The organism is Nitratifractor salsuginis DSM 16511, assembly GCF_000186245.1.
Lineage (GTDB): Bacteria > Campylobacterota > Campylobacteria > Campylobacterales > Sulfurovaceae > Nitratifractor > Nitratifractor salsuginis.
In genome coordinates this window covers 1859188-1885336 of record NC_014935.1, presented here as the reverse complement: position 1 = coordinate 1885336, position 26149 = coordinate 1859188, and the positions used below count along the sequence as shown (strand labels likewise).

27 protein-coding genes, 1 tRNA gene and 1 other RNA gene are annotated in these 26149 nt (G+C 56.0%); 18 read left to right on the top strand and 11 right to left on the bottom strand.

Going from position 1 to position 26149, the window contains the following annotated elements:
• Positions 1–20: 20 nt before the first annotated feature.
• The 3 genes from NITSA_RS09645 to pyk all read left to right on the top strand — a co-directional run bounded on the left by NITSA_RS09645 (position 21) and on the right by pyk (position 2644).
• Positions 21–407 (top strand): hypothetical protein, encoded by a 387-nt coding sequence (locus NITSA_RS09645; RefSeq protein WP_013554844.1) that lies wholly within the window; start codon positions 21–23, stop codon positions 405–407.
• A 1-nt stretch (position 408) separates the two neighbouring features.
• Complete coding sequence (locus NITSA_RS09640) at positions 409–1101, top strand: rhomboid family intramembrane serine protease (protein WP_013554843.1); 693 nt, start codon at positions 409–411, stop codon at positions 1099–1101.
• A 70-nt stretch (positions 1102–1171) separates the two neighbouring features.
• Positions 1172–2644, top strand: coding sequence for a pyruvate kinase (pyk, locus tag NITSA_RS09635; protein ID WP_013554842.1), 1473 nt, complete (start codon positions 1172–1174; stop codon positions 2642–2644).
• 366 nt (positions 2645–3010) lie between these two features.
• Here the strand turns inward: pyk and NITSA_RS09630 are convergent, their stop codons facing one another.
• From NITSA_RS09630 to plsY, 7 genes are all read right to left on the bottom strand, one after another.
• Positions 3011–4504: a Ppx/GppA phosphatase family protein gene (locus NITSA_RS09630; protein WP_013554841.1), complete on the bottom strand. Its 1494-nt coding sequence runs from the start codon at positions 4502–4504 to the stop codon at positions 3011–3013.
• Between the two features lie 6 nt (positions 4505–4510).
• A complete protein-coding gene (locus NITSA_RS09625; protein ID WP_013554840.1) occupies positions 4511–4762 on the bottom strand; it encodes a YfhL family 4Fe-4S dicluster ferredoxin in 252 nt (83 codons plus the stop codon).
• A 105-nt stretch (positions 4763–4867) separates the two neighbouring features.
• A complete protein-coding gene (locus NITSA_RS09620; protein ID WP_013554839.1) occupies positions 4868–6169 on the bottom strand; it encodes a sensor histidine kinase in 1302 nt (433 codons plus the stop codon).
• Positions 6148–6819, bottom strand: coding sequence for a homeostatic response regulator transcription factor HsrA (gene hsrA / locus NITSA_RS09615; protein WP_013554838.1), 672 nt, complete (start codon positions 6817–6819; stop codon positions 6148–6150). The genes NITSA_RS09620 and hsrA overlap by 22 nt, the downstream gene beginning before the upstream one ends.
• Before the next feature lie 198 nt (positions 6820–7017).
• Entirely contained in the window at positions 7018–8184 is a 1167-nt protein-coding gene (locus tag NITSA_RS09610) for an MFS transporter (RefSeq protein ID WP_013554837.1), read from the bottom strand.
• Between the two features lie 65 nt (positions 8185–8249).
• On the bottom strand, positions 8250–8609 hold the full coding sequence (locus tag NITSA_RS09605; RefSeq protein WP_013554836.1) for a dihydroneopterin aldolase: 360 nt from the start codon (positions 8607–8609) through the stop codon (positions 8250–8252).
• Positions 8606–9235: a glycerol-3-phosphate 1-O-acyltransferase PlsY gene (gene plsY, locus NITSA_RS09600; RefSeq protein ID WP_013554835.1), complete on the bottom strand. Its 630-nt coding sequence runs from the start codon at positions 9233–9235 to the stop codon at positions 8606–8608. Before plsY ends, NITSA_RS09605 begins: the two co-directional genes overlap by 4 nt.
• Before the next feature lie 258 nt (positions 9236–9493).
• On the opposite strand from plsY, the gene nadA reads away from it, so the two are divergent.
• The 11 genes from nadA (at position 9494) to rimP (ending at position 19862) form a co-directional block, all read left to right on the top strand.
• Positions 9494–10489, top strand: a complete 996-nt coding sequence (nadA, locus tag NITSA_RS09595) for a quinolinate synthase NadA (RefSeq protein ID WP_013554834.1) — start codon at positions 9494–9496, stop codon at positions 10487–10489.
• A complete protein-coding gene (gene nadC / locus NITSA_RS09590) occupies positions 10486–11322 on the top strand; it encodes a carboxylating nicotinate-nucleotide diphosphorylase (protein ID WP_013554833.1) in 837 nt (278 codons plus the stop codon). The genes nadA and nadC overlap by 4 nt, the downstream gene beginning before the upstream one ends.
• On the top strand, positions 11289–12305 hold the full coding sequence (locus NITSA_RS09585; protein ID WP_148224977.1) for a DHH family phosphoesterase: 1017 nt from the start codon (positions 11289–11291) through the stop codon (positions 12303–12305). Before nadC ends, NITSA_RS09585 begins: the two co-directional genes overlap by 34 nt.
• Complete coding sequence (locus NITSA_RS09580) at positions 12302–13696, top strand: M23 family metallopeptidase (protein WP_013554831.1); 1395 nt, start codon at positions 12302–12304, stop codon at positions 13694–13696. The genes NITSA_RS09585 and NITSA_RS09580 overlap by 4 nt, the downstream gene beginning before the upstream one ends.
• A 240-nt stretch (positions 13697–13936) precedes the next feature.
• Positions 13937–14821 carry a UDP-3-O-acyl-N-acetylglucosamine deacetylase gene (gene lpxC, locus NITSA_RS09575; RefSeq protein WP_013554830.1) on the top strand — a complete coding sequence of 295 codons (885 nt, stop codon included), beginning with the start codon at positions 13937–13939 and terminating at the stop codon, positions 14819–14821.
• A complete protein-coding gene (locus tag NITSA_RS09570) occupies positions 14814–15266 on the top strand; it encodes a hypothetical protein (protein WP_052296622.1) in 453 nt (150 codons plus the stop codon). The genes lpxC and NITSA_RS09570 overlap by 8 nt, the downstream gene beginning before the upstream one ends.
• 10 nt (positions 15267–15276) lie before the next feature.
• Complete coding sequence (gene thrB, locus NITSA_RS09565; RefSeq protein WP_013554828.1) at positions 15277–16161, top strand: homoserine kinase; 885 nt, start codon at positions 15277–15279, stop codon at positions 16159–16161.
• Positions 16162–16174: 13 nt separating this feature from the next.
• Complete coding sequence (locus tag NITSA_RS11190) at positions 16175–16420, top strand: DUF448 domain-containing protein (RefSeq protein WP_013554827.1); 246 nt, start codon at positions 16175–16177, stop codon at positions 16418–16420.
• Positions 16413–19070 carry a translation initiation factor IF-2 gene (gene infB / locus NITSA_RS09560; RefSeq protein ID WP_013554826.1) on the top strand — a complete coding sequence of 886 codons (2658 nt, stop codon included), beginning with the start codon at positions 16413–16415 and terminating at the stop codon, positions 19068–19070. Before NITSA_RS11190 ends, infB begins: the two co-directional genes overlap by 8 nt.
• Positions 19067–19432: a 30S ribosome-binding factor RbfA gene (gene rbfA, locus NITSA_RS09555; protein ID WP_013554825.1), complete on the top strand. Its 366-nt coding sequence runs from the start codon at positions 19067–19069 to the stop codon at positions 19430–19432. The genes infB and rbfA overlap by 4 nt, the downstream gene beginning before the upstream one ends.
• Complete coding sequence (gene rimP, locus NITSA_RS09550; RefSeq protein ID WP_013554824.1) at positions 19422–19862, top strand: ribosome maturation factor RimP; 441 nt, start codon at positions 19422–19424, stop codon at positions 19860–19862. Before rbfA ends, rimP begins: the two co-directional genes overlap by 11 nt.
• Before the next feature lie 4 nt (positions 19863–19866).
• Here the strand turns inward: rimP and NITSA_RS11465 are convergent, their stop codons facing one another.
• From NITSA_RS11465 to groES, 4 genes are all read right to left on the bottom strand, one after another.
• The gene (locus tag NITSA_RS11465; protein ID WP_013554823.1) at positions 19867–20037 is read right to left on the bottom strand and encodes a hypothetical protein; all 171 of its coding nucleotides are present in this window, start codon (positions 20035–20037) and stop codon (positions 19867–19869) included.
• 72 nt (positions 20038–20109) lie between these two features.
• Positions 20110–20940, bottom strand: coding sequence for a glycerophosphodiester phosphodiesterase (locus NITSA_RS09545; protein ID WP_013554822.1), 831 nt, complete (start codon positions 20938–20940; stop codon positions 20110–20112).
• A 294-nt stretch (positions 20941–21234) separates the two neighbouring features.
• Entirely contained in the window at positions 21235–22872 is a 1638-nt protein-coding gene (groL, locus tag NITSA_RS09540) for a chaperonin GroEL (RefSeq protein WP_013554821.1), read from the bottom strand.
• Positions 22873–22941: 69 nt separating this feature from the next.
• Positions 22942–23208 (bottom strand): co-chaperone GroES, encoded by a 267-nt coding sequence (gene groES, locus NITSA_RS09535; protein ID WP_013554820.1) that lies wholly within the window; start codon positions 23206–23208, stop codon positions 22942–22944.
• Between the two features lie 198 nt (positions 23209–23406).
• Between groES and NITSA_RS09530 the strand changes: the two genes are divergently transcribed.
• From NITSA_RS09530 to rnpB, 4 genes are all read left to right on the top strand, one after another.
• Positions 23407–23483, top strand: a tRNA-Met gene (locus NITSA_RS09530).
• A gap of 165 nt (positions 23484–23648) precedes the next feature.
• Positions 23649–24884: a molybdopterin molybdotransferase MoeA gene (locus tag NITSA_RS09525; RefSeq protein WP_013554819.1), complete on the top strand. Its 1236-nt coding sequence runs from the start codon at positions 23649–23651 to the stop codon at positions 24882–24884.
• A gap of 3 nt (positions 24885–24887) precedes the next feature.
• Positions 24888–25601: an orotidine-5'-phosphate decarboxylase gene (pyrF, locus tag NITSA_RS09520; protein WP_013554818.1), complete on the top strand. Its 714-nt coding sequence runs from the start codon at positions 24888–24890 to the stop codon at positions 25599–25601.
• 71 nt (positions 25602–25672) lie between these two features.
• Positions 25673–26016: RNase P RNA component class A (gene rnpB / locus NITSA_RS11005), an RNA gene on the top strand.
• Positions 26017–26149: the final 133 nt, after the last annotated feature.

The window sequence follows — 26149 nt, the reverse complement described above, 5'->3', positions numbered from 1 at the left end:
TTTCTTCTGAAGGAGTAGTTATGTTGATTTTCGGACACCCCTGGATAGAGAGCCCCCGCTTTGTAAAAGTCTTCAGCCTGGACGATATCGCCAAGACCGGACCGGAGGATATCCTGCTTCTGGAGCCTCTGAGTGCCTCCATCGAGCTGGCGAAGCATTGCCGAAAGAACGGCCTGAGTTTCGCTCCCGCGATCAACTCGGTCAAAGAAGCGTTGTTGGCCAATGCTCTGGGGGCCGACTATGTCTTTTGCCAATTTGAACAAGCAATCGTGACTCAGAAAATCGCCAATGAATATCTTTTCGATACCAAAGTTTTGGTTCTGATAAAGGATGAGCGGGGGATCGAAACGATGGCTCGGTTCGATATAGACGGGGTGGTTTTCCCTGCGGCGATCCACCAGGTCTGAGATGTCTTCGCCGGCCCGCTTCCCTCTGACCTGGGGATTGATCCTCCTCTCCCTGCTGGGATATGTAGCCGAGCTGATCTGTGGGGGTAGCTGGAGCGATATTCCTGTTTCTTCTCTGATTGCCTGCGGCGGGGTTTACGCCCCCGCGGTTCTGGAGGGGGGAGAGTGGTGGCGCCTTCTTAGCGGGCTCTTTCTCCACGGCGGTCCGGAGCATTTGGCTTTGAATATGATTTCCCTCTATATCGTCGGGCGGATCGTGGAACTCTATTTCCCTCTGCTCGATTATCTGATCCTCTATTTTCTTTCGGGAATCGGGGGCTTCCTGGTTTCGATGACCCTCCATCCAGAGACGGTGATCATCGGTGCCAGCGGCGCCATCTTCGGGCTCTTCGGAGCTCTGGGCGGCTTTATGTTCTTTCACCGGGAGCGTTTTGGAGCCTCTTACCGTGCTTTCGTCAGAGAGTTCGGAGCCATTCTGGCGATCAACCTGATCTTCGATCTACTCGTTCCCGGCATCGATCTTAGCGCTCATATCACCGGCTTGATCCTGGGAATCATCGGCGGTTATCTCGCCGGAGGCAGGAGATCGCTCTTTTTCCTTTTCACAATCGTCGTCTCTATTCTGATGCTTGCCTGGGCTTATCACCTCTCCCGGGAGTATGGAGTGCAGGGGAGGATTTCGCCAGTCTTTTGAGATCGGTTTCCTGTTACACTTCGCCGGTTTGCTTCGGGTATACTTTGTCGATCTTCCAAGGAGGAGAAGGATGAAAAAACATTGCAAAATCCTGGCGACGGTCGGGCCCGCCTGCCATTCGGTGGAGCGACTCAAGGAGATGCTCCAGGCAGGGGTGAACCTCTTTAGACTCAATTTCAGTCACGGCGATCACGCCTATCATCTCGAGAGCCTGGAGATGATCCGGGAGGCGTCGCGTCAACAGGGGATCTATGTGGGGGTGCTGCAGGACATCAGCGGCCCCAAGGTCCGCATCGGCAAACTCAAAAAAGATGTTTTTCTCGAAATCGGGGACAAGATCGAGTTTGTCCGTGAAGAGATCGTGGGAGATTTCGTGGAACCCCATCATCTGGTGGTGAGCCTCAACCACCCGGAACTCCTGGACAAACTCAAGCCCGGAGAGCTGATCTATCTTTATGACGGCATCATCTGTGCCCGGGTCGTGGAAACCGGCGAACACATCATCGCCGAAGTGATCAGCGGCGGGATGCTCTCTTCGCGAAAAGGGGTGAATTTTCCCAATACCCGTCTCGATTTGGATGTCCTGACCGACAAAGACCGCAAAGATATCGCCTGGGGTGTGGAGCACGGCGTCGATTTTATGGCGATCTCTTTCGTCCAGAAGGCGGAGGATATGGTGCGGGTGCGGGCTCTGGTGGAGTCCCTGGGTGGCCGGCAGGATCTCATCGCCAAGATCGAGAAATTCGACGCGGTGGAGAATATCGACGCCATTCTCGAGGAGAGCGACGGCCTGATGGTAGCTCGGGGGGATCTGGGGATCGAGATCCCCTACTACCGGGTCCCCGAAGTGCAAAAGATGCTGATCCGCAAAGCCAATGAAGCCGCCAAACCGGTCATCACCGCGACCCAGATGCTCCTGAGTATGACCCATTCCGAGCGGGCGACCCGTGCCGAGATCAGCGATGTGGCCAATGCGGTGCTTGACGGTTCGGATGCTCTGATGCTTTCTGAGGAGAGTGCTATCGGGGAGTATCCGGTGGAGGCGGTGGCGACGATGAGTGCCACGATCAAAGAGGCGGAAAAGGTTTATCCCTATTTCAAAATCCACGAATTCGCCTACAATGACGAAATGGATGTGATCGACGAATCGGCGGTGAACCTCGTGGAGAATATCGAGGCGGAGGCGATCCTGGCGATCACCAGCTCCGGCCAGTCGGCGCGAAAACTTTCACGCTACCGCCCCCGCCAACCCATCTACGCCGTGACCCATTCCGAGGAGATCGCCCGCAAACTCACGCTGGTCTGGGGGGTGATCCCCGCCTTCCGCTCCAAAGCGGAGAGCGCCCGGAAGATGATGATCGATATCATCCGCCGCGGCTTGGAGGAGGGGATACTCAAAAAAGAGAGCAACTACGTCGTCACCGCCGGAGACCCCCCGGGCGTACCTGGCACCACCAACATCATCCGTATCTTGCGCCATCACGAGCTGGAGCACTTCGCCAAACTGGCGAGAGAGAAGAGGATTCCGGAGGATTGGGAATAGATTTCAGTCGCAAGTCGCTGGCACGGGGCTTCGCCCCTCAGGTCGCAAGAAAATTGGTCATTGGTCATGAGGTAGGAATTGGATCTGTGGCATTGAGGCATTGGGCATAGGGCATTGGAATAATTGAGCTAAAGCGGTTTTTCGGGTTGCTAAAAACCTTTCAGAACTTCGGTAATATAGGCTTTAAAAAGGACTTTTTTACAGATGGCTAAGTGCTGAGCGCTGAGAGTTGAGAGTTTTTTGTTCTGGTTCCCAGGTTGCACGTAGGAACCCATACTTCACTCTATGCTGCACTCCCACGTGCAACGTGGGAGCGAGAAAACAATTCCCCATTATTCGGTTACTCGGTTACTCATTACTCGGTTGCTAGTTACTAATTACGAGTTCGTCCCATCCGTCAAGCAATTCGATCCTTACCCCTTTGGGGGTTTTGAGGGATTCGATCTCTTCGTGGGCGAGGTAGAGGGGACGGTCGCTGTGGATTTGGAGGGTGTTGTCTTTCCAGGAGAAGCTGATTTTGGCTTCTGAGGAGTTTTCATAGAGGATCAGGGTCAGGGTATAGGCGAAGCTGAGCCATTTGATCACTTCCTTGGAGGGCAGGAGGGATTTATAGCGCCGGTAGAGGGGTTTGTAGTAGAGCGAATCCCCCTTGGAGCGCATCAGCAGGGCGATGGTGAGCATCTGGGAGTGGGTGAAGCCGAAGTTGAGCTCCTGCATCGCGATGTAGAAGGCGTGCTGATGCTCTTTGTAGATGGTCAGCATCTTGCCGATATTGGAGAGGCTCAGCGCGTGGTTGAGCAGGCTCAGGTCCTCTTCCCGGCTCTCATAGCGCTCACGGATCGCTTCGAAGAGGCGTCTGCCGATCTGATGTTTGTTGCCCTCGGGGAGTTTGAGCAGATCGAAGCGGTCTTTGATGCTGCGGATGCTGGGATTGATCCCCCGGGGAAAGCGCAGGCCGTCGCGGCGCAGCAGATCGCTCAGGAAGACTCCCTCCCGCACGCCTACCCCGCTGGTGAGTACCTCTTTGGCCTCCAGGTGTCTGAGGACCTCTAGGAAGATATGGGCGCCTTCGCGGATAGTGTCGAAGCGGTTCTTTTTGATCATCAGGTCCCCCAGCCGATCGATGGGCGATTCGATCAGCTTTTTGAGGTAATCCTTCTCCTTTTTGAAGCTGTAGGAGAAGGCGTGGATCTTGTCGAAGGGGTAGTCGTTGCGCAGCATAATACCGCGGGCCAGGGCCCGGGCGGTCCCCCCGATCCCAATGGCCAGGGAGGAGCGGAAGTGTTCGGGCAGGGCGGCGAGGCGCTCACGGATGTATTTGCGGGCCTCTGCAGGGCTGAGCCCCTTGTCGGTGAAGAGCTCCTTGATCCTGACCGTTCCGAGGTCGAGAGAGACGGTTTCGACGATCTTGCCTTTTTGGATCAGGGCCATATCGGTCGATCCCCCGCCGATGTCCACGGTGATCCCCTCTTCGACCGGGAGCAGATTGAGCGCGGCAACGGCGCCGTAACGGGCCTCTTTGAGTCCGTCGATCACTTTGATCTTCAGCCCCAAGCGTTTCCGGACCAGGGCCAGGAATTGGGAGCGGTTGGGAGCGTCGCGCAGAGCGGAGGTGGCGACGCAGTGGACTTTGTGGACTTTGTACTCTTTGAGGGTGTGGCTAAAGGAGTGGAGGGCACCGAAGGCCCGGCGGATCCCGACGGGCTGCAGGTGCCCGCCGTGCTCGTAAGCCCCCTCGCCGATGCGGACCCGGCTTTTTTGCTGGAGGATGAGATGGAAACCGTATCGGCTGGTGCGTTGGAAGATCACCAACCGGGCGGAGTTGGAGCCGATGTCGATGACGGCGATGCGCTTGGGCATCGGGGTTTAGAGCTCCTCCTGGAGCTTCTCGTATTTGAATTTCAACTCTTCGACGCTCTCGACATTGTCGGGATCGGGAACGATGCAGTCGACCGGACAGACGGCGATGCACTGAGGCTCGTCGAAAAAGCCGACACACTCGGTGCAGCGGTCGGGATCAATGATGTAGATGGGATCGTTCTCCTCGATCGCTTCGCTGGGGCACTCTTCGCGGCAGGCGTCGCAGGCGATGCATTCATCGGTAATCATAAGAGCCATATTCTATCCTCGTAGGAAATTTCAACGGATGGCACACGATGGGCACCATCCGTTTTTGATTCCGAGTTATAGCCTATGGAAGCTTAAGCCAAGGATGCCAAAGGATCAGGAGTCGAGATTTTCCAACGGTAGGATCAATGTCGCTACGGTTCCCCGGCCGTCACGGCGGTTTTGGAGCCGCACTTCCGCCCCCAGGGCATCGGCGGCGCTCTTGACCAGGAAAAGCCCGAGCCCCGCTCCCGGAGAGTCCTGCGAGCGCTTGAAGGGGGCGAAGAGGTCCACTGACTCGTCGATCCCCGGACCTTCGTCACGGATTTTGATGACGAGATGATTCTCTTTAAGATAGGAGAAGAATCGTACCGTCCCCCCTTCGGGAGTGAAACGCAGGGCATTCTGAACAAGGTTTTGGAGAATCTGTGTCAGCAGCAGCGGCTGGAAACGCCCTTTGAGCTGTTTGGGGGTGAGTCGGTAGCGTAGCGTCTTTCCGGAGGCCTCGGCTAGAAGGGCGTACTCTTCGGCTTTTTTATGCAGGAATTCCATCAGGTCCAGGGTTACGGGCGGCTCGAACTGGGCCCCTTCGGCCCGACCGAACTCCAGGATGGCACTGATGATCCGGTTCATATCGTCGACGGTGGAGACGTTTTCCCGGATTGTCTGCTCCAGGCTTTCCTGGGATTTGGAACGTTTCATCAAAGTGACCTGGCTGCGGGTTTTGATGACGGCCAGGGGGGTTTTGAGCTCGTGGGCGGTGCCGACGAAGAGCTCTTTTTTATAGAGGAGAAAACTCTTGATCCGGGTGATGAGTTTGTTGATGGATTGCCCCAGAGGGCGGAATTCCAAAGGGATCTTCTCGAGATCCAGCGGTTCGAGGATGTTTTCGTTCATCTTCTCCAGTTTCTGGGAAAAGTAGCGGATGGGAGACAGGAGCATTTTGGAGAGGAAAAAGGCGTAGAGGATGATCAGCCCCATCGCCAGGATATTCATAAAGATAATGGCTTGAAAGACCTGGTTTTGAAGGCGTTTTTGCAAGGTGATATCTCTGCTAAGGACGAGATAGAGCTGCTGCTGAAAACGGTAGGGGAAATAACCTTCGAGATAGGTCCGGTTTCCCTTCCGGATCTGCCGAAAGTGGCGAGGTTTATAGCTCCCCCCGGGCAGTGAAACGATTTTTGCGTTGATCTTCAGGGTTTGCCGCAGCAGAGGGTCCTGCTTTTGGATCGCCTCTTCCAGGTTGGGGTATTTGGCGAAGAGATAGTTGGCCTGCTTGATCAAAGAGGAGCGCAGGCTTGTCTCCACGCCGTAGTTGATGTAGGTGGAAAGAATCAGGGAAAAAAAGATCAGCAGCACCACCATCGAGGCGGTGAGCTTGATGAGGAAATTGAGTCTTAGGCTTTTTGAGGAAAGCAAAACCGATATCCCCGCCGTCGGACGGTTTCAATGGTGACAATCCCCAGGGGTTTGTCCATCTTTTGGCGGATCTGGTTGATGGCGACTTCGATGACGTTGGGTGTGACCAGCTCAGGCTCTTCCCAGATGGCGTCGAGGAGTTGCTCTTTGGAGACGATCTGGTCTTTGTGCATCGCCAGATGGGTCAGCACTTCGAAGGGTTTACCTTTGAGTTCGATGGTTTCACCTTTGTAGATGATCTTCTCTTCTTCGGGATTGATGATCAAGTCTTCGATCTCGATGATGTTGCTGCCCCCGAAGCGGAGTTTGGCTTCGATCCGCATAAGCAGAATGTCGAAATCGAAGGGTTTTTTGATGTAATCGTCGGCACCGGCCCTGAGCGCTTCGATCTCACTCTCTTTGTCGTCCCGGGCTGAGAGGACGATGACGGCGGTTTTGGGCCGTTTCTCTTTGATTTCGGGGATCAGGTCCACTCCGTTGCCGTCGGGCAGCATCCAATCCAGCAGGATGAGGTCGTAGTTACGGATATCCAGATAGTAGCGTCCGTCGGCCAGACTCTCGGCAACATCGTTTTGGTAGCCGCACTCTTTGAGTCCTTCGGCCAGGGTTTTGCTCAGGGTCACTTCATCTTCGATGATCAGAATTCGCATCGATTCAGCCTTTGTTAAGTTTAAGATTTTTTTAATTATAGCACAAAAATATCCGGAGGGAAGGGCTTGAGGGGAGAAAACGGAAGGAATGAGGAATGAGGAATGAGGAATGAGGAATGAGGAATGAGGAATGAGGAATGAGGAATGAGGAATGAGGAATGAGGAATGAGGAATGAGGCAGCGGAAAAAAATTCCTAGTTACTCGGTTACTCGATTACTCATTACTCGGTTACTTCGTTGTGCCCTGAGTTCATTCAGAAGATAGAGGATCCAGACGAGACTCAGTCCGATGAGGGAGAAGAGGATGGCTTGCTCTTCTCCTAAATGTTTCCAGATCAATCCGATGACCGAAGCTCCCGCCGCTCCGAAGAGGGCGACGCCGCCGTAAAAGATCCCGTAGACCGTCCCTTTGTTGACCGCTTCGTCGCTGATGAGCGCACGAATCGCGTTGAGCCCGGCAACGGTGAAAATGCCCAGCAGAATGAATCCGACGATCACCCGGTCGAAATAGAGGGCGCCCATCGCGGCGATCCCGAAGCCCATAGCGACGCCCAGTACGCGGTGGGGAGAGTAGCGGTCGATCTGGACACCGAAGAAGTAGCTAAGCGTCGTCTGGGTGAAATTGTAAAGCACCATCAGGAGAGGGATGAATTCGATCCCGATTCCGGCCTCTTTGGCTTTGACGATGAAGAAACTGTCGCTGAAGAGGAAAAAGATGAAGAGAAAATAGAGGAACAAAACAGGGAGTAACTTTTTATCAGCCTTCCAGTCGAAGGGCTTCTTTTCTTTCTTTTTGTAGGGCACGTCCTTGACGAAAAAGATCACCAGGATCACCGCCAGCACACCCGGCAGGAGGGTCCAGGCGAAGAGTTCCCTAAAGACCGCTTCACTTTTTCCTACCCAATAAAGCAGGGCGAAGGCGATCAGCGCCCCGCTCATCTCCCCGGCGACATCCATCATCTTGTGAAAACCGAAGCTCCGGCCGCTTTTTCCTTCGCTGTAGGCGGAGATGAGGCTGTCTTTGGTGGCGGCACGGACCGCCTTGCCCACCCGCTCCAGGCCCCGCAGCGCGGCTACATCCTGCCAACTGTGGGCGAGTGCCAGCATCGGTTTGGTTACGGCCGAGATGAGGTAGCCGGCCACGACGAAGGGTTTGACGATCTGCAGTCGATCGCTCAGGTAGCCGAAGAGGATCCGGAAAGCGTAGGAGACAAAGGTGGCGACGGCGACGACAAAGCCCAGCTTGTCCACCCCCTGATCGAGGATATAGACGATGAAAATGGGGAGCACCGACGTGACCATAGCGCTGGCCATATCGGTAAAGAAGCTGACGAAGCCGAGAGTGATGATGTTTCGATTGACCATAACGAAATTGTAGTCTTTTTTTTGCCGTTTTGGTCAAACTCCCGGTGGGTTGAGGCTGATTTCCTTCAGATCTCCGATCCTTCTGAGTGAGCAGATGTGACGGAGCTCCAGCTTTCGCTTACGGCAACGCGGCAATCGGAGAGGATATCCGGTTTGCTGAGGCGTAGGAAGAGATAATCGATATGGGGATAATTCTCGAAGATCCGCTCTTTGAGGACCAGGAGGGCCTCTTCGAGGAGGCTGAATTTTCCCTCCAGAAGGATGTGTCGGATCAGTTCACATAGCTGAGCGTAGTCGAGAAAACCCTGAGCTGCGTAGGAGTACTCGGCCTCCAGGTCCACAATCAGTGCCTGGGGGGTGTGCCGCTCTTCGGGGAGGATGCCGATGATCGCTTCGAGGCGAAACTCTCGGATCTCGATCTTCATGCGACGGGGGCCTCCTCTTTGTTGAAGAGGCGGATGAGGTTGGGAATGTGCTTATAGAGCACCGTCAGAGCGATGATCCAGACCGGGGCGTGGGTGCCGATGCCGGGGACCCCTTCGGGATAAAGGAGATAGGAGGCGATCATCAGCGCGGCCAGGGCGATCAGGGAAGAGAGGGAAGAGATTTTGAGGGTCTTGGCGGCGACGGCCCAGGCGGCCAGAGCGATCAGGGTCGGGATGGGGAGCAGGAAGAGCAGCACCCCGAAGCCCGTGGCGACTCCCTTGCCTCCGTCGAAGCCGAGGAAGATACTGAAACAGTGCCCCCAGACCGCCAGGACGGCGATGGTCCAGAGGGTGGAGGGGGAAGCCCCCAGCATCTTGGCGATGAGGAGGATTACAACCCCTTTGATCGCATCGAGGAAGAGGGTGGCGGCTCCCAGTTTCTTGGCCAAAGCCGGGTCCCGCTGCTTGAGGACCCGAAGGACGTTGGTGGCTCCGATGTTGCCGCTGCCCTCCTGTTTGACATCCACTCCGGCAAAATTTTTGGCCAGGAGGTAGCCGAAGGGGATACTGCCGATCAGATAGGCGGCGAGATAGAGCTGGATGTTTAGATTACTGAGCAGTTCCATTTTAATAATGACCTTTGTATATGTAAAGTGTTGCCGGTATTTTATCGGAAATTGGTCGTCGGTCGTCGGTCGTTGGTCGTCAGAGAAGAGAAAATATCCCATTTACAAGGAGTCTCTTTGATCATCAGGACGATAAAATGGGAATTGTGTGCTGTTGAGTTCTACACATTACCAACGACTAACGACCAACGACCGACGACTATTGTATAATTTCCCCTATTCGCTTATTTATTACTTTTTTAAAAGGTGGTCCAGAGAATGAGTATCGATTATCGCGCCGAGATCGAGCGCCTGAAAAAAGAGTTGCCGGTCACTGTGGTGGCCCACTATTACCAGCGGGACGAGGTCTTCGAGATGGCGGACATTACCGGAGACAGCCTGGAGCTGGCCCGCAAATGCAAGGCGGACGATAACCCCTGGGTAGTCTTCTGCGGCGTAGGATTTATGGGGCAGAGCGTGAAGGTGATTGCCCCCGAGAAGCGGGTCCTGATGCCCAAGGTCGCCTGCTGTGCGATGGCGCGGATGATCGACAGCAGCTATTACGAGGAGACGGTCGAAACGATCGAGAAGGGCGGGGTGAGCCGGGAGGATCTGCTGCCCATCACCTACATCAACTCCGACGCCACCGTCAAAGCCAAGGTAGGCAAGATGGGCGGCCTGGTCTGCACCAGCTCCAACGCCGTCAGGATCATCGAAAAGGGGCTGGAGAGCGGCAAGAAGATTCTCTTCGTCCCCGACCGCTGCCTGGGGCAGAATGTGGCCAATATGATGGGGCTCAAATCCTGCGTGGTGGGCGAAGAGGGGTGCGACCCCAAAGAGGCGGATGTGCTCTGCTTCAACGGATTTTGCTCCGTGCACCAGCTCTTTACCGTGGACGATGTGAACTTCTACCGCCGCAAATACCCGGGTATTAAGATCGCCGTCCATCCCGAGTGTGACCCCAAAGTGGTCCAGGCGGCCGATTTCGTCGGCTCTACTTCCCAGCTCATCAAATACGTCAACGAACTGGACCCCGAGCAGAAGGTGGCGGTGGGGACCGAGTACAACCTGGTCCACCGGATGCGCCCGAAGAACACTTATGTCCTCTCCTCCACCAAACCGGAGTGCCCCACGATGAACGAAACCACCCTCGAGGATCTCTACCGGACTCTCAAGTCCATCGAGGAGGGGCAGCCGCTGAACGAGATCCACGTCGATGGGGAGACGGTGCACTACGCCCGCCTGGCCCTCGAACGTATGCTGGAGATCAAATGACCGTCGAGCAGCGTCTGAAAGAGGAGTTCGTCCGCCGGGCGGTCGAAGAGGATCTGGGGCGGGGAGACCTCTTCGCCCGGATCAGCGAATCCAAAGAGATTTCGGCGGTGATCGTGGCCAAGAGCGAGGGAGTTTTCGCCGGACGGGAGTATATTGATGTTTTCGGGGAGCTCTATCCGCTTAAGCTGGAGTGGATGCGCGAAGATGGAGAATCCTTCGCCCCCGGTGATCGGCTCCTGGTGTTGTGGGGAGATGCCAGAGATCTGCTTGCCCTGGAGCGTTCTATCCTCGATATGGCTCTGCACGCCAGCGGGATCGCCACCCTGACCGCCCGCTACGTGGCGGCGATGGAGGGGACGGAGTGCGTCCTCCTCGACACCCGCAAGACCCGTCCCGGACTGCGGGCTTTTGAAAAGTATGCTGTGCGCTGCGGCGGGGGGCAGAACCATCGGATGGGGTTGGATGACTGCCTGATGCTCAAGGATACCCACCTTCGGGCCATCGAGGATCTGGAAGGGTTTATGAAGCGGGTCCGCCGCCAAATCCCTTTTACCGCCAAGATCGAGATCGAATGCGAAGATCTGGAGATGAGCCGCCGGGCGATGGAAGCGGGAGCCGATATCGTGATGTGCGACAATATGACGCCCGAGCAGATTCGCGAAGTGGTGGCGCTGCGAAACGAGCACTTCCCCCACGTCCTGCTGGAAGCCAGCGGCAACATCACCCTCAAGACGATCCGTTCCGTTGCCGAGACCGGCGTGGATGCGGTGAGCTCGGGCAGCATTATCCATCAGGCGGTATGGCCCGATCTCTCGATGAAGGTCGGGATGTGAGCGCTTCCCGTTCCGCCCTGGAGTTTACGCCGAAGGAGCGTGAAGAGTTCCTCGCTTTGGCGGCAGCCCATCGCTCTATCTCAGTGCTCTCTCATATCCATCCCGATGCCGACGCTCTGGGCACTTCCCTGGGGGTCTATTGGATGCTCAAAAAGGCGGGGCATCGTGTGGAGGTGGCCAATGCCACCAAAGAGCTGCCCCGTTATCTCGACTTTCTCCCGGGATTCGGGAAGATCAAACATAAGATGGATTACGAAGACTCCCTGGTGATCAGCTGTGACTGCGGCAGCCTCGACCGTCTGGGTTTCGATCTGGAAGGCAGGAAGATCGTCAATATCGACCATCACCCCAGCAACACCCGCTTCGGGACCCTCAACCTGGTCCGCCAAGAGGGGGTGAGCAGTTCCGAAGTGGCCTATCGCTTCTTCGAACCCTTTTTCGAGATTCCCGCAGAGAGTGCCGAAGCCTTCTATGCCGCGCTTATCTCCGATACACGCTATTTCACCACGGCCAATGTCAGTGATGAGACCTTCGAAGTGGCCAGGGAGCTGATCCACCTCGGGGTCGATCCCGGCAAAGTGGCCCAGCAGATGCTCCAGCGACGCTCTCTGGCCTCTCTGCGAATCCTGGGGAGGGCCCTGGAGTCTTTGGAGCTCCATCTGGACGGCCGGGTGGCGGTGATGACTATTACCCGGGAGGATCTGGAAGCGACGGGGGCACGCTATGATGACCTGGACGGTATCGTGGATTATGCCCGTTCCCTGGTGACGGTGGAAATCGCGATCCTGATCGTGGAACGTCCCCAAGACCGCAAAGTCTCTCTCCGTTCCAAAGGGGCGGATGTGATGCGGATCGCCCAGGCCTTTGGCGGAGGCGGCCATACGGTAGCGGCCGGGTTTGAGACCGATCGGCTTTCGACCAAGGAATTGGTCGAAGCCCTACTCAAAAAGATCAAGGAAGAAGGAGTCCTGAAAGAACTATGAGAAGAAACTATGTTTACGGGCGGCGCAGAAAGAAGAGCCGGGCCTGGCTGTGGATTTTACTGCTTTTGCTGATTGCCGGAGGGGCCGCCTATATTTACCTCTCCCCCAAATTCGAACGTATCCCTCCGGAGATTTCACTGAAGCCCCGATTTTTCTGGGCACCGGGGCAGACGATTCGGGTCCCGATCCGAGACAATCAGGGCTTGGGAAGTTACGAAGCGATCCTCAGCGACGGCTCCCGCTCTTTGACGGTGGCTTCCGGGCAGTTTGACCGTCCTCTTCGCCAGGAGACGCTTCAGATCACCCTCCCAAAATCGACCGGCCTCGATCTGAGCAAGGGGCACTGGGCTCTGAAGATCGAAGTAAACGATCGAAGCCTCTGGAACCTTGGGCGGGGCAATCGTGCCGTCGCGACCGCCCGGGTCGTCGTCGATACCCAGCCTCCCCGGGTGGGTGTGGTGGCCCACAGCCCCAGTGTGGTCCGCGGCGGCAGCGGCCTGGTGGTCTTCCGAGCCACGGATGCCCATCTCAAGCGGGTCTACGTCCAGGTGGGCAAAAAAGAGTTCCAGGTCCTTCCCTATCGGGCAAAAGGGTATTGGGCCACTTTGCTGGCCTGGCCCTTCCGTGATGAGATCTTCGCTCCCACGATCGTGGCGGTGGATCAGGCGGGCAACCGGACCGAGCAGCCCATCGGTTTCGAACGGATCGACCGGAGCTATCGGGTCTCCTGGATCAAACTCAGTGACCGTTTCCTGCAGGGGAAGATCGCCGAGATTGCCCGTCTCGATCCGGAAATCGCCGCCTTGAGCGATCCGCTCAAGCGTTTCAAAGCGGTCAACGAGGATCTTCGGCAAAAGAACGAAGCTTTGATCCATCACTATACCTCCAAACCCACGGCGGTGGATTTCTCCCGTTGGAGACTGCGGGCTTTCTATCCTCTCAAGAGTGCCAAGCGTGTCGCCGATTTCGGGGATGAGCGCCACTACTATTACCGTGATCGGAATCGGGAAGTCTCCCGCTCCTGGCACCTGGGGTACGATCTGGCCAGTACCCGCCACGCCCCCATCATCAGCTCCAATCCCGCCACGGTGGTCTTCGCCGGTTTCAATGGCATCTACGGCAATATGCCGATCCTCGATCACGGCTTCGGCCTCTACACCCTCTACGGGCATTGCTCTTCCGTCCTCGTCAGCGAAGGGGAGCACGTGCGTGCCGGCCAGGTGATCGCCCGCACGGGCAAGACGGGCCTGGCGCTAGGAGATCACCTCCACTTCGGCATCCTGGTCCAGGGAGTCGAGGTGTGGCCGATGGATTGGATGAAGCAGAATTGGATCAAAAGCCATATCGACGGAGTCTTCAGGGAAGCAGACCGGATCATCGGGAAGAAGTGATTTCGGTCATTGGGAGCGATGAGTGCTGAGAGTTGAGCGTTGAGGAACTTTATTGTTCAGTTTCACCTCGTTCCCAACGTTCTCGTTGGGGATGTATAAGGGATTACCTGCCACTCAGTTCCTAATTCAATTCTTAATCGCTCATTATCTACCCGCTATCCCACTACCCACTAAAATCTGACTTTGGCTATAATTAGCTCAGATAATGCTGCGATCATTCAAGCAGCCTGAAAGGAAGTCATGCTCCAGCGCACAATAGCAGAGCCGACGGAGGTCGTCGGGATCGGTTTGCACAAAGGGGATTCGGTCCGTTTGCGGATCGAACCGCTCGATGCCGACAGCGGGATCATTTTCTATCGCAGCGAGCTGGGGCGGAGCATCCCCCTTTCACCCGAAGCGGTGATCGATACCCGGATGGCGACGGTGATCGGTACGCCTGAGGGCTACATCTCCACCATCGAACATTTCCTCTCCGCGCTCTACGCCCACGGCATCGACAATCTGCGGGTCGTGTTGGAGGGCAACGAAATGCCCATTATGGACGGCAGTGCCGTCTCCTTCTGCCTCTTGATCCAGGAGGCGGGGATCCGATCCCTGGAGCGTCCCAAGCCCTTTTTGAAGATCAAGCGTCCCGTAGAGGTTCGTGACGGAGACAAGTTTGCCCGGCTGGAACCCTCTGACAGGATCGAATTCGACTTCACCATCGACTTCCCCCACCCGGCGATCGGTCGGCAGCGTCTCTATTTCGATTTCACCTTGGCCAATTATATGGAGGAGATCGCCCGGGCCCGGACCTTCGGCTTCGCCCGGGACATACAGTATCTCCAGAGCCAGAACCTCGCTCTGGGTGCCAGCCTCCAGAATGCCATCGGCCTGGATGAGCACAAGGTCCTCAACCCCGAGGGGCTGCGCTACCCCGATGAGTTCGTCCGCCACAAGATCCTCGATGCGATGGGAGATATGATGGTCACGGGCCACAACCTCCTGGGCCGCTACACTGCATTCGCCGGAAGCCACGATCTCAACCACAAGCTCACGCTCAAGCTCCTGGCCGATGCGCAAAACTATGAGATCGTCGCCCTCGAGCAGATCCGCAGTCCCCACTATGAGCGGTGCTTTGCCTAAACGCACCCTGGTCATCAACCCCATCTCTTCTCCTTTGCAGTTCGCCCTCTACGAGGGGAACGAGCTCAAAGAGCAGTGGGAACGGGAAGGCTACGCTTCGGAACTCCTCCTTCCCGAATTGGAACGCCGACTCGAAAGCGGGCTCGATGAGATCCTCTATGTCAACGGCCCCGGAAGCCAGATGGGGATCAAGCTCACCTACATCGCTTTGGAGACGCTCCATCTCCTTCGGGGGATCCCCTTCGGTGCCGTCAGCGCTTTTGCCCTTAACGACGGACGGCCCCTCAAAGCGATGGGCCGGCTCTATTTCGTCAAAGAAAAAGAGACTATAATTACGCAACCTCTCGAGGAAACTATTGCGCAGGAGTTCTCGTTCCCATCCACATTGGATGCGCTGGAGCGGGAGCCGGGGAACCGGCCAGATTATCGACTGCCTGCCGTCTAAAAGGTCCGAAGTGTTTATCAGCGTCCCCGCCACGAGTGCCAACCTGGGCCCGGGTTTCGATACCCTGGGCCTGGCCATCGATCTGCGTAATGAGATCGTCATCAAACCCGCCCGCTTTCACAGTGTCTCGACCAAAGGGGAGGGCGCCGACAACCCCAAGATCAAAAAGAATTCCCTTTTTCTTCATATCTTTCACGAGCAATACCGGAAACTCACCGACGGGAAACGGGCCACTTTCCGTTTCGAATTTACCAACCGAATCCCCATCTCCCGGGGGCTGGGGAGCTCCTCGGCCGTGATCGTCTCCGCCATCACCGCGGCCCATCTCGCCGCGGGGGTCAAATACAACAAACGCAAAATCCTCAATACCGCTCTGCGCTACGAACACCACCCGGACAACATCACTCCTGCGGTGATGGGGGGCTTCAACGTCGCCTGCCTGGAGGGGGAGCGGGTCTACAGCAAGAAGCGGCGTCTGCCTTCCTACCTGCGTGCTGTTTTGGTGGTGCCCGACCGGACCATCTCCACCAACCGCTCCCGCAACGTCCTGCCCAAGATGTATACCAAGGAAGAGGTGGTCTACTCCCTCTCCCGGGCCGCCTATATGACGGCGCTCTTTATGAGCGAATCCTGGGACCTGCTGCGTATCGCTGCCAAGGACAAGATCCATCAGGAGCGCCGGATGCGGATGATGCCCGAGCTTTTCGAAGTGCAGAAGACCGCATTGGACCACGGGGCCTTGATGAGCACCCTCTCGGGCAGCGGCTCGACCTTCTTCAATCTGGCCTATGCGGATGATGCCAAAAAGCTCGCGGCGGTTCTCGCGGAGCGTTTTCCCCAGTTTCGGATCATGACACACGGTCTGGACAATGTGGGCGTCATAGGAAAGTCTTGAGTTTTTTGGTATAATGCCCGTGAAAAAATATCCTATTCGAATGTGTATTGCCTGCAGAAACAGAGAACCCCAACATACATTAATCCGAATACAGTTTGAAAGCGGTCAGGTCATGCCCTATCGCGGTTTCGGTCGGAGCAGTTACATCTGCCGCTCCTGCAGTCAGGACTCGAAGAGGATCAAACAACTGTCAAAACGTTTTCGCATCCAAGAAGACGTTCTTGTCAAGCTACTAAAGGAGTGCACTACTGATGGGTGATAAAGTCAAGATCCAGGAGATTGCGGCCGAAGCCGGAATGTCCAACAGCGAACTGCTGAACAAAGCCAAAGAGCTCGGGTTCAATGTAAAAGTGGCGGGAAGTTCCGTCACACTGGACCAGGCAGCGATGCTGATGGACTATGCGATGACGGGCCGTTGGCCTGCCGGGCTGCCGAAACCGGGGGAGAAGGCGGAAGCCCCCAAAGAAGAAAAAGCCGAGGCGAAGGCTCCTCAGGAAGCGAAGAGTCCCGAGGCTGCCGAGCGTGTCGAAAGTACCGAAAGCGAAGTGACTCCCGAAAAGAGTGAGCCTGCCAAGAGCGAAGAGGCCAAAGAAGCCAAGGAGGCTGCCGCCAAAGAAGAGCCTGCCCCCGAAGCTCCCGCTCCCAAAAAGCCCGCGACCGTCCGCAAAGGGATCACGGCTGTCGCCAAAAAGAGCGAAGAGGAGCAGGAGACGCCCCAGCCGCGCCGTGCTCCTCTTCGCAAACGGGGAATCACTATCGTCAAAAAGGCCAAACCGGCCCCGAGTCGGGAGAAGAAGATTTCCCTGACCGATGTCTCTCCCAGTGCCTCTTCGAGAAAGAAGAAGAAAAAGGTTCCCGCCGAAGCCAAATCGACCGGCGAGAAACTGGAGATCCTGGGCGAGCGGGATCTGGGAGGTTCCGTCGAACTCTTCGAAGAGCAGGAAGTTGTTCTCCTGGATTTCTCCGACAAGACGATCTTCGAAGAGCAGCAGCGCCAGGAAGAGCGGCGCCGGGCCGAAGCCAAGCGCCGGGCCGCTCAGGGGATCGGAGGGATGCCCCAGCGCAACTTCCCCAACCGTCCCGGAGGCCGTGGAGGCCGTCGCGGCGGTAAGAAACGCAGATATTACAAACAACAAGAGAGTACAGAAAAGGTCAGCGTGGTAAGAATTCCCGAAGATGTCCGTGTCTATGAGTTTGCCGAAAAGGTTGGCCGCAGTGTGGGAGAAGTGGTCAAAGTCCTCTTCTCTCTGGGTACGATGGTAACCAAAAACGATTTCCTGGACAAGGATTCCATCGAGATCCTGGCCGAAGAGTTCGATGTCCAGGTCGAAACCATCAATCCCCTCGACGCACTCGATTATGTCGCCGCTTACGATGCCGAGCCCAACACAGTCGAAGAGCCCCGTCCCCCGGTTATTACGGTCATGGGACACGTCGACCACGGTAAAACTTCACTGCTCGACTACATCCGCTCGACGAAAGTGGCGGAGAAAGAGGCTGGAGGAATCACCCAGCACGTGGGGGCTTACCAGGTAGAGAAGGATGGCAAGAAGATCACCTTTATCGACACACCGGGCCACGCCGCCTTTACCGAAATGCGGGCGAGGGGTGCCCAAGCAACCGATATCGCCGTCATCGTCGTCGCGGCCGACGACGGGGTGATGCCCCAGACCAAAGAGTCGATCTCCCACGCCCAGGCTGCGGGAGTCCCCATCATCATCGCGATTACCAAGATCGACAAGCCCACGGCCAACATCGATAATGTCAAATCCCAGCTGGCCGAGGCGGGTATCCTGCCGGTCGAATGGGGTGGGGATTACGAGACCGTCGGTGTTTCGGCTGTGACAGGAGAGGGGATCGACGATCTGCTCGAGACGATCCTCCTGCAGGCGGAGATGATGGAGCTCACCGCCGATCCCACCCGCCGGGCTAAAGCGATCGTCATCGAGAGTTCGGTCGAGAAGGGCTTCGGCCCCGTCGCCAACGTCATTATCAAGAACGGAACCCTCCATGTCGGAGACAACGTCATCGTCGGGACCACCTTCGGCCGGGTGAGGACCCTGATCCTCGACGACGGCAGCCGCGCCAAAGAGATCGGGCCCAGTACTCCGGCCGGGGTCGTGGGATTGCACGAAGTCCCCAGCGCCGGTGAAGTGATGGTCGCGATGGAGAACGAGAAAGAGGCGCGTGAACTCGCCGAGAAGCGCAAAGAGTATGCCCGCGCCAAAGAGCTCTCCAAGAGTACCAAAGTCTCCATCGACGAGCTGGGTGCCCTGATCGCCGAAGGCAAGATCAAGAAGCTTCCTCTGGTGGTCAAAGCCGATGTCCAGGGTTCGCTCGAGGCGATCAAGTCGGCTCTGGCGGAGCTCAAGAACGAAGAGGTCCAGGTGGAAGTGATCCACGGCGGTGTCGGCGGAATTACCGAGAGCGACGTGCTCCTGGCCGATGCCAGCGAAAACGCCATCATCCTGGGCTTCAACGTCCGCCCCACCGGCGCGGTCAAGAAGAAGGCCCAGGACCTGGGTGTGGAGATCAAGACCTACTCCATCATCTACGACCTGATCGACGATGTCAAAGCGCTGCTTAGCGGTCTGATGAGCCCTGTCATCACCGAAGAGGTGACCGGCCAGGCGGAGGTTCGTGAAACCTTCACCGTCGCCAAAGTGGGCACCATCGCCGGATGTATGGTTACCGAAGGGGTCATCGAGCGCAACGCCGGTGCCCGCCTGATCCGCAACGGTGTGGTCGTCTACACCAGCAAGATCAGCTCCCTCAAGCGCTTCACCGAAGATGCCAAAGAGGTCCGTGCCGGCTTCGAGTGCGGAATTATGCTGGAGAACTTCAACGATATCAAAGTCGGTGACGTCATCGAAACCTTCAAAGAGGTGGAGGAGCAGGCGACCCTATGACCCAGGCCGAGATCAAACGGAAGCGCACCGAGTCGGTTCTGAAGGAGTTGATCCCCGAAGCCCTCTCGACGCTCGACGACGAGCGGATCAATGCGCTCAATGTCACGGAAGTCCTCTGCTCCCGCGGGCGCTACGACGCCCGGGTCTTCCTGGACCCTACCGGGATCGAGCCCGAGGAGCAGGAGGAGGCCCTGAAGCGTCTGCGCAAGGTCGCCGGCTATCTCAAAACCTACGTCAAAGAGGCGGAAGGATGGTACAAGGCTCCCAACTTCACCTTTGAGTTCGACGATCAGCTGGAGCGTATCAGCAAGATGGATCAACTGTTCAAAAAGATCGAAAAGGAGCTTGGCAATGAATCTTGAGGATCAGATCGCCAAGATCGTGCGCTCCCACGGAGCGGAGTTTTACGATACCGAAACCGTCAACGAGAACGATCAGACTATTTATCGGGTCTATATCACCAAGGACGGGGGTGTTGATCTGGACACCTGCGCCGATATTTCCAACGACCTCTCCCCCCTTCTCGATGTCCATCCGCCGGTTGGCGGCAAATACTTCCTGGAAGTGAGCTCCCCCGGCATCGAGCGGACCCTCAAAAAGCCCCGGCATTTCCAAAGTGCCGTCGGTGAACGGGTCAAACTCAAGATCGCCGGAGGCGAAAAACTCCGGGGTATCCTGGAGTCTGCCGACGAAGAGGGGATCATTCTTCGCAATAAAGAGGGCGAACACCGCTACAGCTACCCCCAGATCCTCAAAGCCCGTACCTACTTCGACTGGGCCAACAACTCCTGAGCCCTCAGCAACTGTAACAGAGTCGCTCTTTTCGGCTCTCTTCTCTTTCCGGTACCTCTTCCAACTCTTTGAGCATAAATCCCGGTTGAGGAATCAGGCGGAGCAGTTGATAGATGGCCACACCAATCACGATCATTGAATAGATAAAGATTTTTTCTGATAGTTTGAGTTGCATAATGCATCCTTTTTCTGTATTTGGATGCAGAATTGTGGCGAAAGATCGTTACCTTCTCGTTACTGCCCTGTTTCAACAGGGGGTATCTCTTTCGATGAGACAATCCGAAAAGATCGATCGATAGCCTTGGCGGAAGAGGTACTCCTGATGGATGGGGTTGTTAACGGTATAGACGCCGCAGTAGATGCCGAGACGTTCCAAAGACTCGATCGGGGTAGTTTTGATCAGTGTCGTATCGACGTGATAGGCTTCGACCCAGAGCCGCTTCAGGTAGTCTTTGAGTCGTGGAGGATGGGATGCATTCACCAGAGCAGCCAGAGGGAGTGAAGGGATCCCTCGACTGAGCTCGGCCAGGTAATAGTGGTTGAGGGAGGAGACCAGGATGGGCGGCAGCGCCTTGGGATACTCTTCCAAGACCTCCCTGAATCTTCGAACGACCTTTTTTGCCGGAAGCGTCTGCATATCTTTGATCTCGATATTCAGAGAGATCCCGCTCGCTGCGGAAAAATCGAGAACTTCCTCCAGGGTAGGCAGTCGGATAGGCATCAGGGCCTGAATCGTTTCTCTCCACACCCTTCCCGATTTCAGCGTACCGAAGGGGTCCCGGTCGAGAAACCAACTTCCTGCATCAAGTCGGCGAAGCTCTTCCACGGCGTAGTCGATGACCCGTCTTGGGCGCAGTTCCCCCGGGAAACACTGTTCCACATCGGTGGTTCGCTCCAATGTCTCATCGTGGCAAACGACCCAGGCTCCATCCTGGCTCAGCTGCACATCAAGTTCGATGAAGTCGCAATGCCCTGCCGCCGCTTCGAAAGCACAAAGTGTATTCTCCGGACGGATCTCCCTCCAACCTCTGTGGGCACCGATCAACTGGTCTGATCTGAATTTTTCGTAAAAAGCCATAACTACTCCTTCCCTTAAATATATTACCAGTTTAAAATAGAAAGTTGATAAAATCTAATCATTGCCAGAACAAGGAAGGTAGGTTGAAGACCTCTGGAATCAAAATGGAAATTGAAGCATTGCGAAGAGGTTATATTGTCCTGAATATTGATAGGGAAAGCAGTGTGATGGGATCTTCTTGTTAAAGGAATGAAGTATTTTATTCAGATATGAAAGATTCCGGTCTCACGACCGGAAAGAAAAGGAGGGAATGAATCGACGTTTTGGGAAAATTCCTTCAGGAGGTGGGGGAGATTACATCATCCCCATTCCGCCCATTCCGCCCATTCCCATATCGGGAGCGGCGGGAGCGGGTTTGTCCTCTTTGATTTCGCTGACGGTCGCTTCGGTCGTCAGCAGGAGGCTGGCGACAGAGGTGGCATTTTGCAGTGCGACCCGCTCGACTTTCAGAGGATCGATGATACCGGCTTCGAACATATTGACATATTCGCCGGTGGCAGCGTTGAAACCGAGGTTGGCGTCTTCGCTGGTGCTGACTTTGTCAGCGACGACTCCGGCGTCGAAGCCGGCGTTGTCTGCGATCTGCTTGATGGGAGCTTTGACGGCGCGCAGGATGATCTCCGCACCGACCTGCTCGTCACCTTCGAGGCTGATTTCGACCGCTTTGGCGGCTTTGACCAATGCGGCACCTCCGCCGATAACGATTCCCTCATCCACAGCCGCTTTGGTCGCGGAGAGGGCGTCGTCGACGCGGTCTTTTTTCTCTTTCATCTCGGTCTCGGTAGCGGCACCGACCTTGATGACAGCGACACCACCGCTGAGCTTAGCCAGGCGCTCCTGGAGCTTCTCGCGGTCGTAGTCGCTAGTGGTGTTCTCGATCTGAGCCTTGATCTCGCGGATGCGGGCTTCGACCGCCTCTTTGCTGCCTTTACCGTCGACGATGGTGGTATCATCTTTGTCGATGACGACACGGGCGGCTTGACCGAGCTGATCGATGGTGGTCTTCTCCAGGGTCAGACCGAGCTCTTCGGTGATGACGGTACCGCCAGTGAGGATAGCGATATCCTTGAGCATCTCCTTCTTGCGGTCGCCGAAGCCGGGGGCTTTGACGGCGGCGATGTTGAGGATGCCCTTGAGGCGGTTGAGGACCAGAGTCGCCAAAGCTTCACCTTCGACATCGTCAGCGATGATCAGCAGCGGGCGTCCGCTCTGCTGGGTCTGCTCGAGCAGAGGGATCAGGTCTTTGAGGCTGCTGATCTTGAAGTCGGTGATGAGAATCAGCGGGTTGTCCATCTCGACGGTCATCTTCTCACTGTTGGTGACGAAGTAGGGCGAGAGATAACCACGATCAAACTGCATACCCTCGACGACTTCGAGTTCGTCGTTGATTCCTTTGGCCTCTTCGACGGTGATGACGCCGTCTTTACCAACTTTTTCCATCGCCTCGGCGATGAGGTTACCGATTTTGGCATCGCTATTGGCGGAGATGGTGGCAACCTGAGCGATCTGCTCTTTGTCGCTGACCTCTTTACTCATCTTCTTGAGCTCTTCGATGATGGCGGCGCTGGCTTTGTCCATACCTCGCTTCACTTCGATGGGGTTGGCCCCTGCGGTGATATTGCGCAGACCTTCGCGGAAGATGCTTTCCGCCAGAACGGTGGCGGTGGTGGTACCGTCACCGGCTTCGTCCGCGGTATTGCTGGCGACCTCTTTGACCAGCTGAGCTCCCATATTTTCCAGAGAATCGGCCAGCTCGATCTCCCGGGCGACAGAGACGCCGTCCTTGGTAATGCTGGGAGCGCCGAAGCTCTTCTGGATCAGGACATTACGTCCGCGGGGTCCCATCGTGACCTTGACCGCGTCGGCCAGTTTTTTGACTCCGCTGTAGAGTCCGTTACGTGCGATATCTGAAAAGACGATTTCTTTTGCCATTTTTATGCTCCTTTGATGCGTTGACTGATTTCTATTCTTCTACTCTTCTTACTCTCTAATATTCGGGGCTTAGCCCAGGATACCGAGGATCTCGTCGCTGTTGAGGATGAGATACTCATTATTGTCCAGAACGATCTCGGTCCCGGCGTATTTGCCGAAGACGACCGTGTCGCCTACTTTGATTCCCTCTTCTTCCGCATCGGGTCCGACTGCCAGGACTTTCCCTTGAAGGGGCTTTTCTTTGGCGTTGTCGGGGATGATGATGCCGGAAGCGGTGGTTGTGACTTCCTCCTCACGCTCGATCAGTACACGATTAGCCAGGGGTTTGAAGTTCATGCTCGCTCCTTTTTGGTTTAGTTTGACGGTATTTTAGTGAGTTTTTTGATGTATGTCAAGTCAATTCCAGGAAAATATTTAAGAATCATTAGTGTTATTGACTAAAGTTACCTTATTTTTAATACTTATTTCTCTCTCTTTGGCTTGGTATTGACTTTTAAAGTTTTCTAGGGTAATATTCCGGCCTGTATTTTTGATGGCAGGGTAGCTCAGCTGGTTAGAGCGCTGGTCTCATAAGCCGGAGGTCGGGGATTCAAGTTCCCCCCCTGCTACCATTCCCCCTTTTTTATTTCTCATTACTATTTTCCATCTTTTTTTTTATTTTTAACCCACAGTCACACAGTTGGCCTTTTAGATAATACTGCCTTTTTCATTTCGATCTCTAACAATGATTTAGACATAATAGCTCCATTGAACAATTGCAGAGAGGAGTGATCTTTATGGTGAAGCTGGATACCTTGTCATTAAAAGAGGCGCTGGGTTTGGCGTTGGAGAATGCGCCGCTCAAAAGGGAACGGGAGATTGTGACGCTTGATCGGGCTTTGGGGCGTATTCTCGCGCAAGAGGTGAAGGTTCGCAAAAACCTTCCTTCATTTGACAATTCGGCTATGGACGGCTTCGCTTTTCGTTATGGGGATGGCGGGAAGCGACTGCGGATCGCCGCGACGATTTTTGCCGGAGATCGACCCGAAGCGATTTTAGAGGAGGGAGAGTGCTACCGGATTATGACGGGGGCACAGGTACCGGCCGATGCCGATACGATCGTTCCGATCGAGAAGTGCTCTGATGTGACGGATGAAGCGGTGACGATTCCTGAGGGGATCAAGCGGGGGAGCAACCTGCGCAAACGAGGCGAAGAGCTCGACGTGGGGACGACGCTCTTGGAGGCGGGAACGGTGTTGGAACCCTCCCATATCGCGTTGCTGAGCAGCCAGGGGTTGATGGCGGCCGAGGTGACGGCGCCGCTGAGGATCGCTGTATTGTCTAGCGGAGATGAGATCCGCGAACCGTGGGAGGAAGCGGAGGAGGACGAGATTTACAATGCCAACGCTTTTGGGATCATTGCCCTGCTGCAGCGCTATGGCTTCGCGGCGGAATACCACGGCCGCATCCCCGACGATCGGGAAAGCACCGTCGCAATGCTGGGGGAGCTCAAGCGTTACGATGTGATCTTCACCAGCGGAGGGATCAGTACGGGAGAAGCCGATTTTCTCTACGAAGCCTTCCTCGCTAATGGGCTTGAGCCTCTCTTTCACGGGGTCAATGTCAAACCGGGGCGTCCCACGATGATGGGTCGGATGGGGCGGAGCTTCGTGATGGCGATGCCGGGCAATCCTCTGGCTACGATGCTCAATATTTTGGTCCTTGCGATTCCGGTGCTCTTTCGGATGCAGGGGGCCCGATCGGTCCGGCACCGCCGTTTCAGCGCCGCGATGGGCGAAGTGCTCAAGCTGCGGGGCGGGCGGAGCGAAATGGTCCTGGGGCGAATGAGAGAGGGGCGTTTCTTTCCTACCCGGGGCAACCGCTACGGATCGGGGATGCTCACTCCCCTGGCGGAGAGCGATGTCCTAGCGATATTCGGGGAGGAGGTCCGGGAACTTCCGGAAGGAACATCGATCGAGGTGATCCCCCTTTGGGATGCGGTAGAATTTCGAAACGATTCACAGGAAGGATAGCCGATGCAACTTGCTATAGCCCTGGACCTGCCCAGCTCCGCGGAGAATCTCCGTCTCGCCGAAGCCCTGGGGGAGTTCGATGATCTTTGGATGAAGGTTGGCTTTCGCACTTACATCCGCGACGGCCGGGACTTTCTCGATACCCTGCGGAGCATCAACCCCCGTTTCAGGATCTTTCTCGATCTGAAGCTCTACGACATCCCCAACACAATGGCTGACGCGGCGGCGGAGATCGCCGAGTTGGGGGTGGAGATGTTCAATGTCCACGCCAGCGCCGGGGAGCGGGCCCTGCGGACGGTCATGGAGCGGCTGGAACCCTATGGAGAGGATCGTCCCCTGGTCCTGGCGGTGACGGCGTTGACCTCTTTCAGCGAAGAGGAGTTTCGCCGTATCTATGGGAAGGGAATCGACGAGAAAGCTCGGGAGTTCGCCCGAATGAGCTATGAGGCGGGATTGGACGGGGTGGTCTGCTCCGCTTTTGAGAGCCGGGCAGTCAAGGAGGTGACTTCGCAGAAATTTCTGACTCTGTGCCCCGGGATCCGCCCCTTTGGAGAGGAGGCGGGGGATCAGCAGCGGGTGGCGACCCTGGAGTTGGCGGCCAAAGAGCACGTGGACTTTCCCGTCATCGGGCGGCCTGTCTATCAAGACCCCGATCCCAAAGAAAAAGTGCGGCAAATCTTGCAACGCATCGGGGGGCTTTCCGCTCGATCACAATAGCCTTTGGTACCTTGCTGTGGCGCCCTTTTCGGGGGTTTGCATCCGGGAATAAAATCTGTTATACTCGGCGCGAAGGCAGGCAGGTGGCTGCTTGCGGTTGGTGCCGCAAGAGGAAAGTCCGGGCTGCAGTGAGGCAGGACTCCAGCTAACGGCTGGCCGAAGCGATTCGAGGGCAAGTGCAACAGAGAGTAGACCGCCGATGGCGGGTTTTCCCGCACAGGTAAGGGTGAAAGGGTGGGGTAAGAGCCCACCGGTGCCCCCGGTAACGGGGGCAGCCAGGTAAACCCGGTCCGCAGCAAGAAGCACCTGGTACAAGCCTCACATCTTGTGTGCTTCGCTCGAGCCCGTCGGTGACGGCGGGCCTAGATAAATAGTCACCCAACGACAGAACCCGGCTTATCGCCTGCCTTCTTTTTCAAATTAGAAATTAGTAGTTAGAAATTAGAAATTGGAAATTGATGGTAGTGTGTTCAATTATTACATCTCCACGACTAAAAAAGAATTCCTAACTCCTAATTCCTAATTCATGAAGGTTTACCACGCTGTGA

Coding starts and splice junctions, on each gene's coding strand:
- NITSA_RS11190 (WP_013554827.1), top strand. CDS start 16,175: ATGCCCGTGAAAAAATATCCTATTCGAATGTGTATTGCCTGCAGAAAC.
- NITSA_RS11465 (WP_013554823.1), bottom strand. CDS start 20,037: ATGCAACTCAAACTATCAGAAAAAATCTTTATCTATTCAATGATCGTG.
- NITSA_RS09580 (WP_013554831.1), top strand. CDS start 12,302: ATGAGAAGAAACTATGTTTACGGGCGGCGCAGAAAGAAGAGCCGGGCC.
- groL (WP_013554821.1), bottom strand. CDS start 22,872: ATGGCAAAAGAAATCGTCTTTTCAGATATCGCACGTAACGGACTCTAC.
- pyk (WP_013554842.1), top strand. CDS start 1,172: ATGAAAAAACATTGCAAAATCCTGGCGACGGTCGGGCCCGCCTGCCAT.
- nadA (WP_013554834.1), top strand. CDS start 9,494: ATGAGTATCGATTATCGCGCCGAGATCGAGCGCCTGAAAAAAGAGTTG.
- rimP (WP_013554824.1), top strand. CDS start 19,422: ATGAATCTTGAGGATCAGATCGCCAAGATCGTGCGCTCCCACGGAGCG.
- NITSA_RS09640 (WP_013554843.1), top strand. CDS start 409: ATGTCTTCGCCGGCCCGCTTCCCTCTGACCTGGGGATTGATCCTCCTC.
- rbfA (WP_013554825.1), top strand. CDS start 19,067: ATGACCCAGGCCGAGATCAAACGGAAGCGCACCGAGTCGGTTCTGAAG.
- NITSA_RS09630 (WP_013554841.1), bottom strand. CDS start 4,504: ATGCCCAAGCGCATCGCCGTCATCGACATCGGCTCCAACTCCGCCCGG.
- NITSA_RS09585 (WP_148224977.1), top strand. CDS start 11,289: ATGGCCCGATCTCTCGATGAAGGTCGGGATGTGAGCGCTTCCCGTTCC.
- pyrF (WP_013554818.1), top strand. CDS start 24,888: ATGCAACTTGCTATAGCCCTGGACCTGCCCAGCTCCGCGGAGAATCTC.
- plsY (WP_013554835.1), bottom strand. CDS start 9,235: ATGGAACTGCTCAGTAATCTAAACATCCAGCTCTATCTCGCCGCCTAT.
- lpxC (WP_013554830.1), top strand. CDS start 13,937: ATGCTCCAGCGCACAATAGCAGAGCCGACGGAGGTCGTCGGGATCGGT.
- NITSA_RS09645 (WP_013554844.1), top strand. CDS start 21: ATGTTGATTTTCGGACACCCCTGGATAGAGAGCCCCCGCTTTGTAAAA.
- NITSA_RS09605 (WP_013554836.1), bottom strand. CDS start 8,609: ATGAAGATCGAGATCCGAGAGTTTCGCCTCGAAGCGATCATCGGCATC.
- NITSA_RS09525 (WP_013554819.1), top strand. CDS start 23,649: ATGGTGAAGCTGGATACCTTGTCATTAAAAGAGGCGCTGGGTTTGGCG.
- NITSA_RS09545 (WP_013554822.1), bottom strand. CDS start 20,940: ATGGCTTTTTACGAAAAATTCAGATCAGACCAGTTGATCGGTGCCCAC.
- nadC (WP_013554833.1), top strand. CDS start 10,486: ATGACCGTCGAGCAGCGTCTGAAAGAGGAGTTCGTCCGCCGGGCGGTC.
- NITSA_RS09610 (WP_013554837.1), bottom strand. CDS start 8,184: ATGGTCAATCGAAACATCATCACTCTCGGCTTCGTCAGCTTCTTTACC.
- infB (WP_013554826.1), top strand. CDS start 16,413: ATGGGTGATAAAGTCAAGATCCAGGAGATTGCGGCCGAAGCCGGAATG.
- hsrA (WP_013554838.1), bottom strand. CDS start 6,819: ATGCGAATTCTGATCATCGAAGATGAAGTGACCCTGAGCAAAACCCTG.
- NITSA_RS09625 (WP_013554840.1), bottom strand. CDS start 4,762: ATGGCTCTTATGATTACCGATGAATGCATCGCCTGCGACGCCTGCCGC.
- groES (WP_013554820.1), bottom strand. CDS start 23,208: ATGAACTTCAAACCCCTGGCTAATCGTGTACTGATCGAGCGTGAGGAG.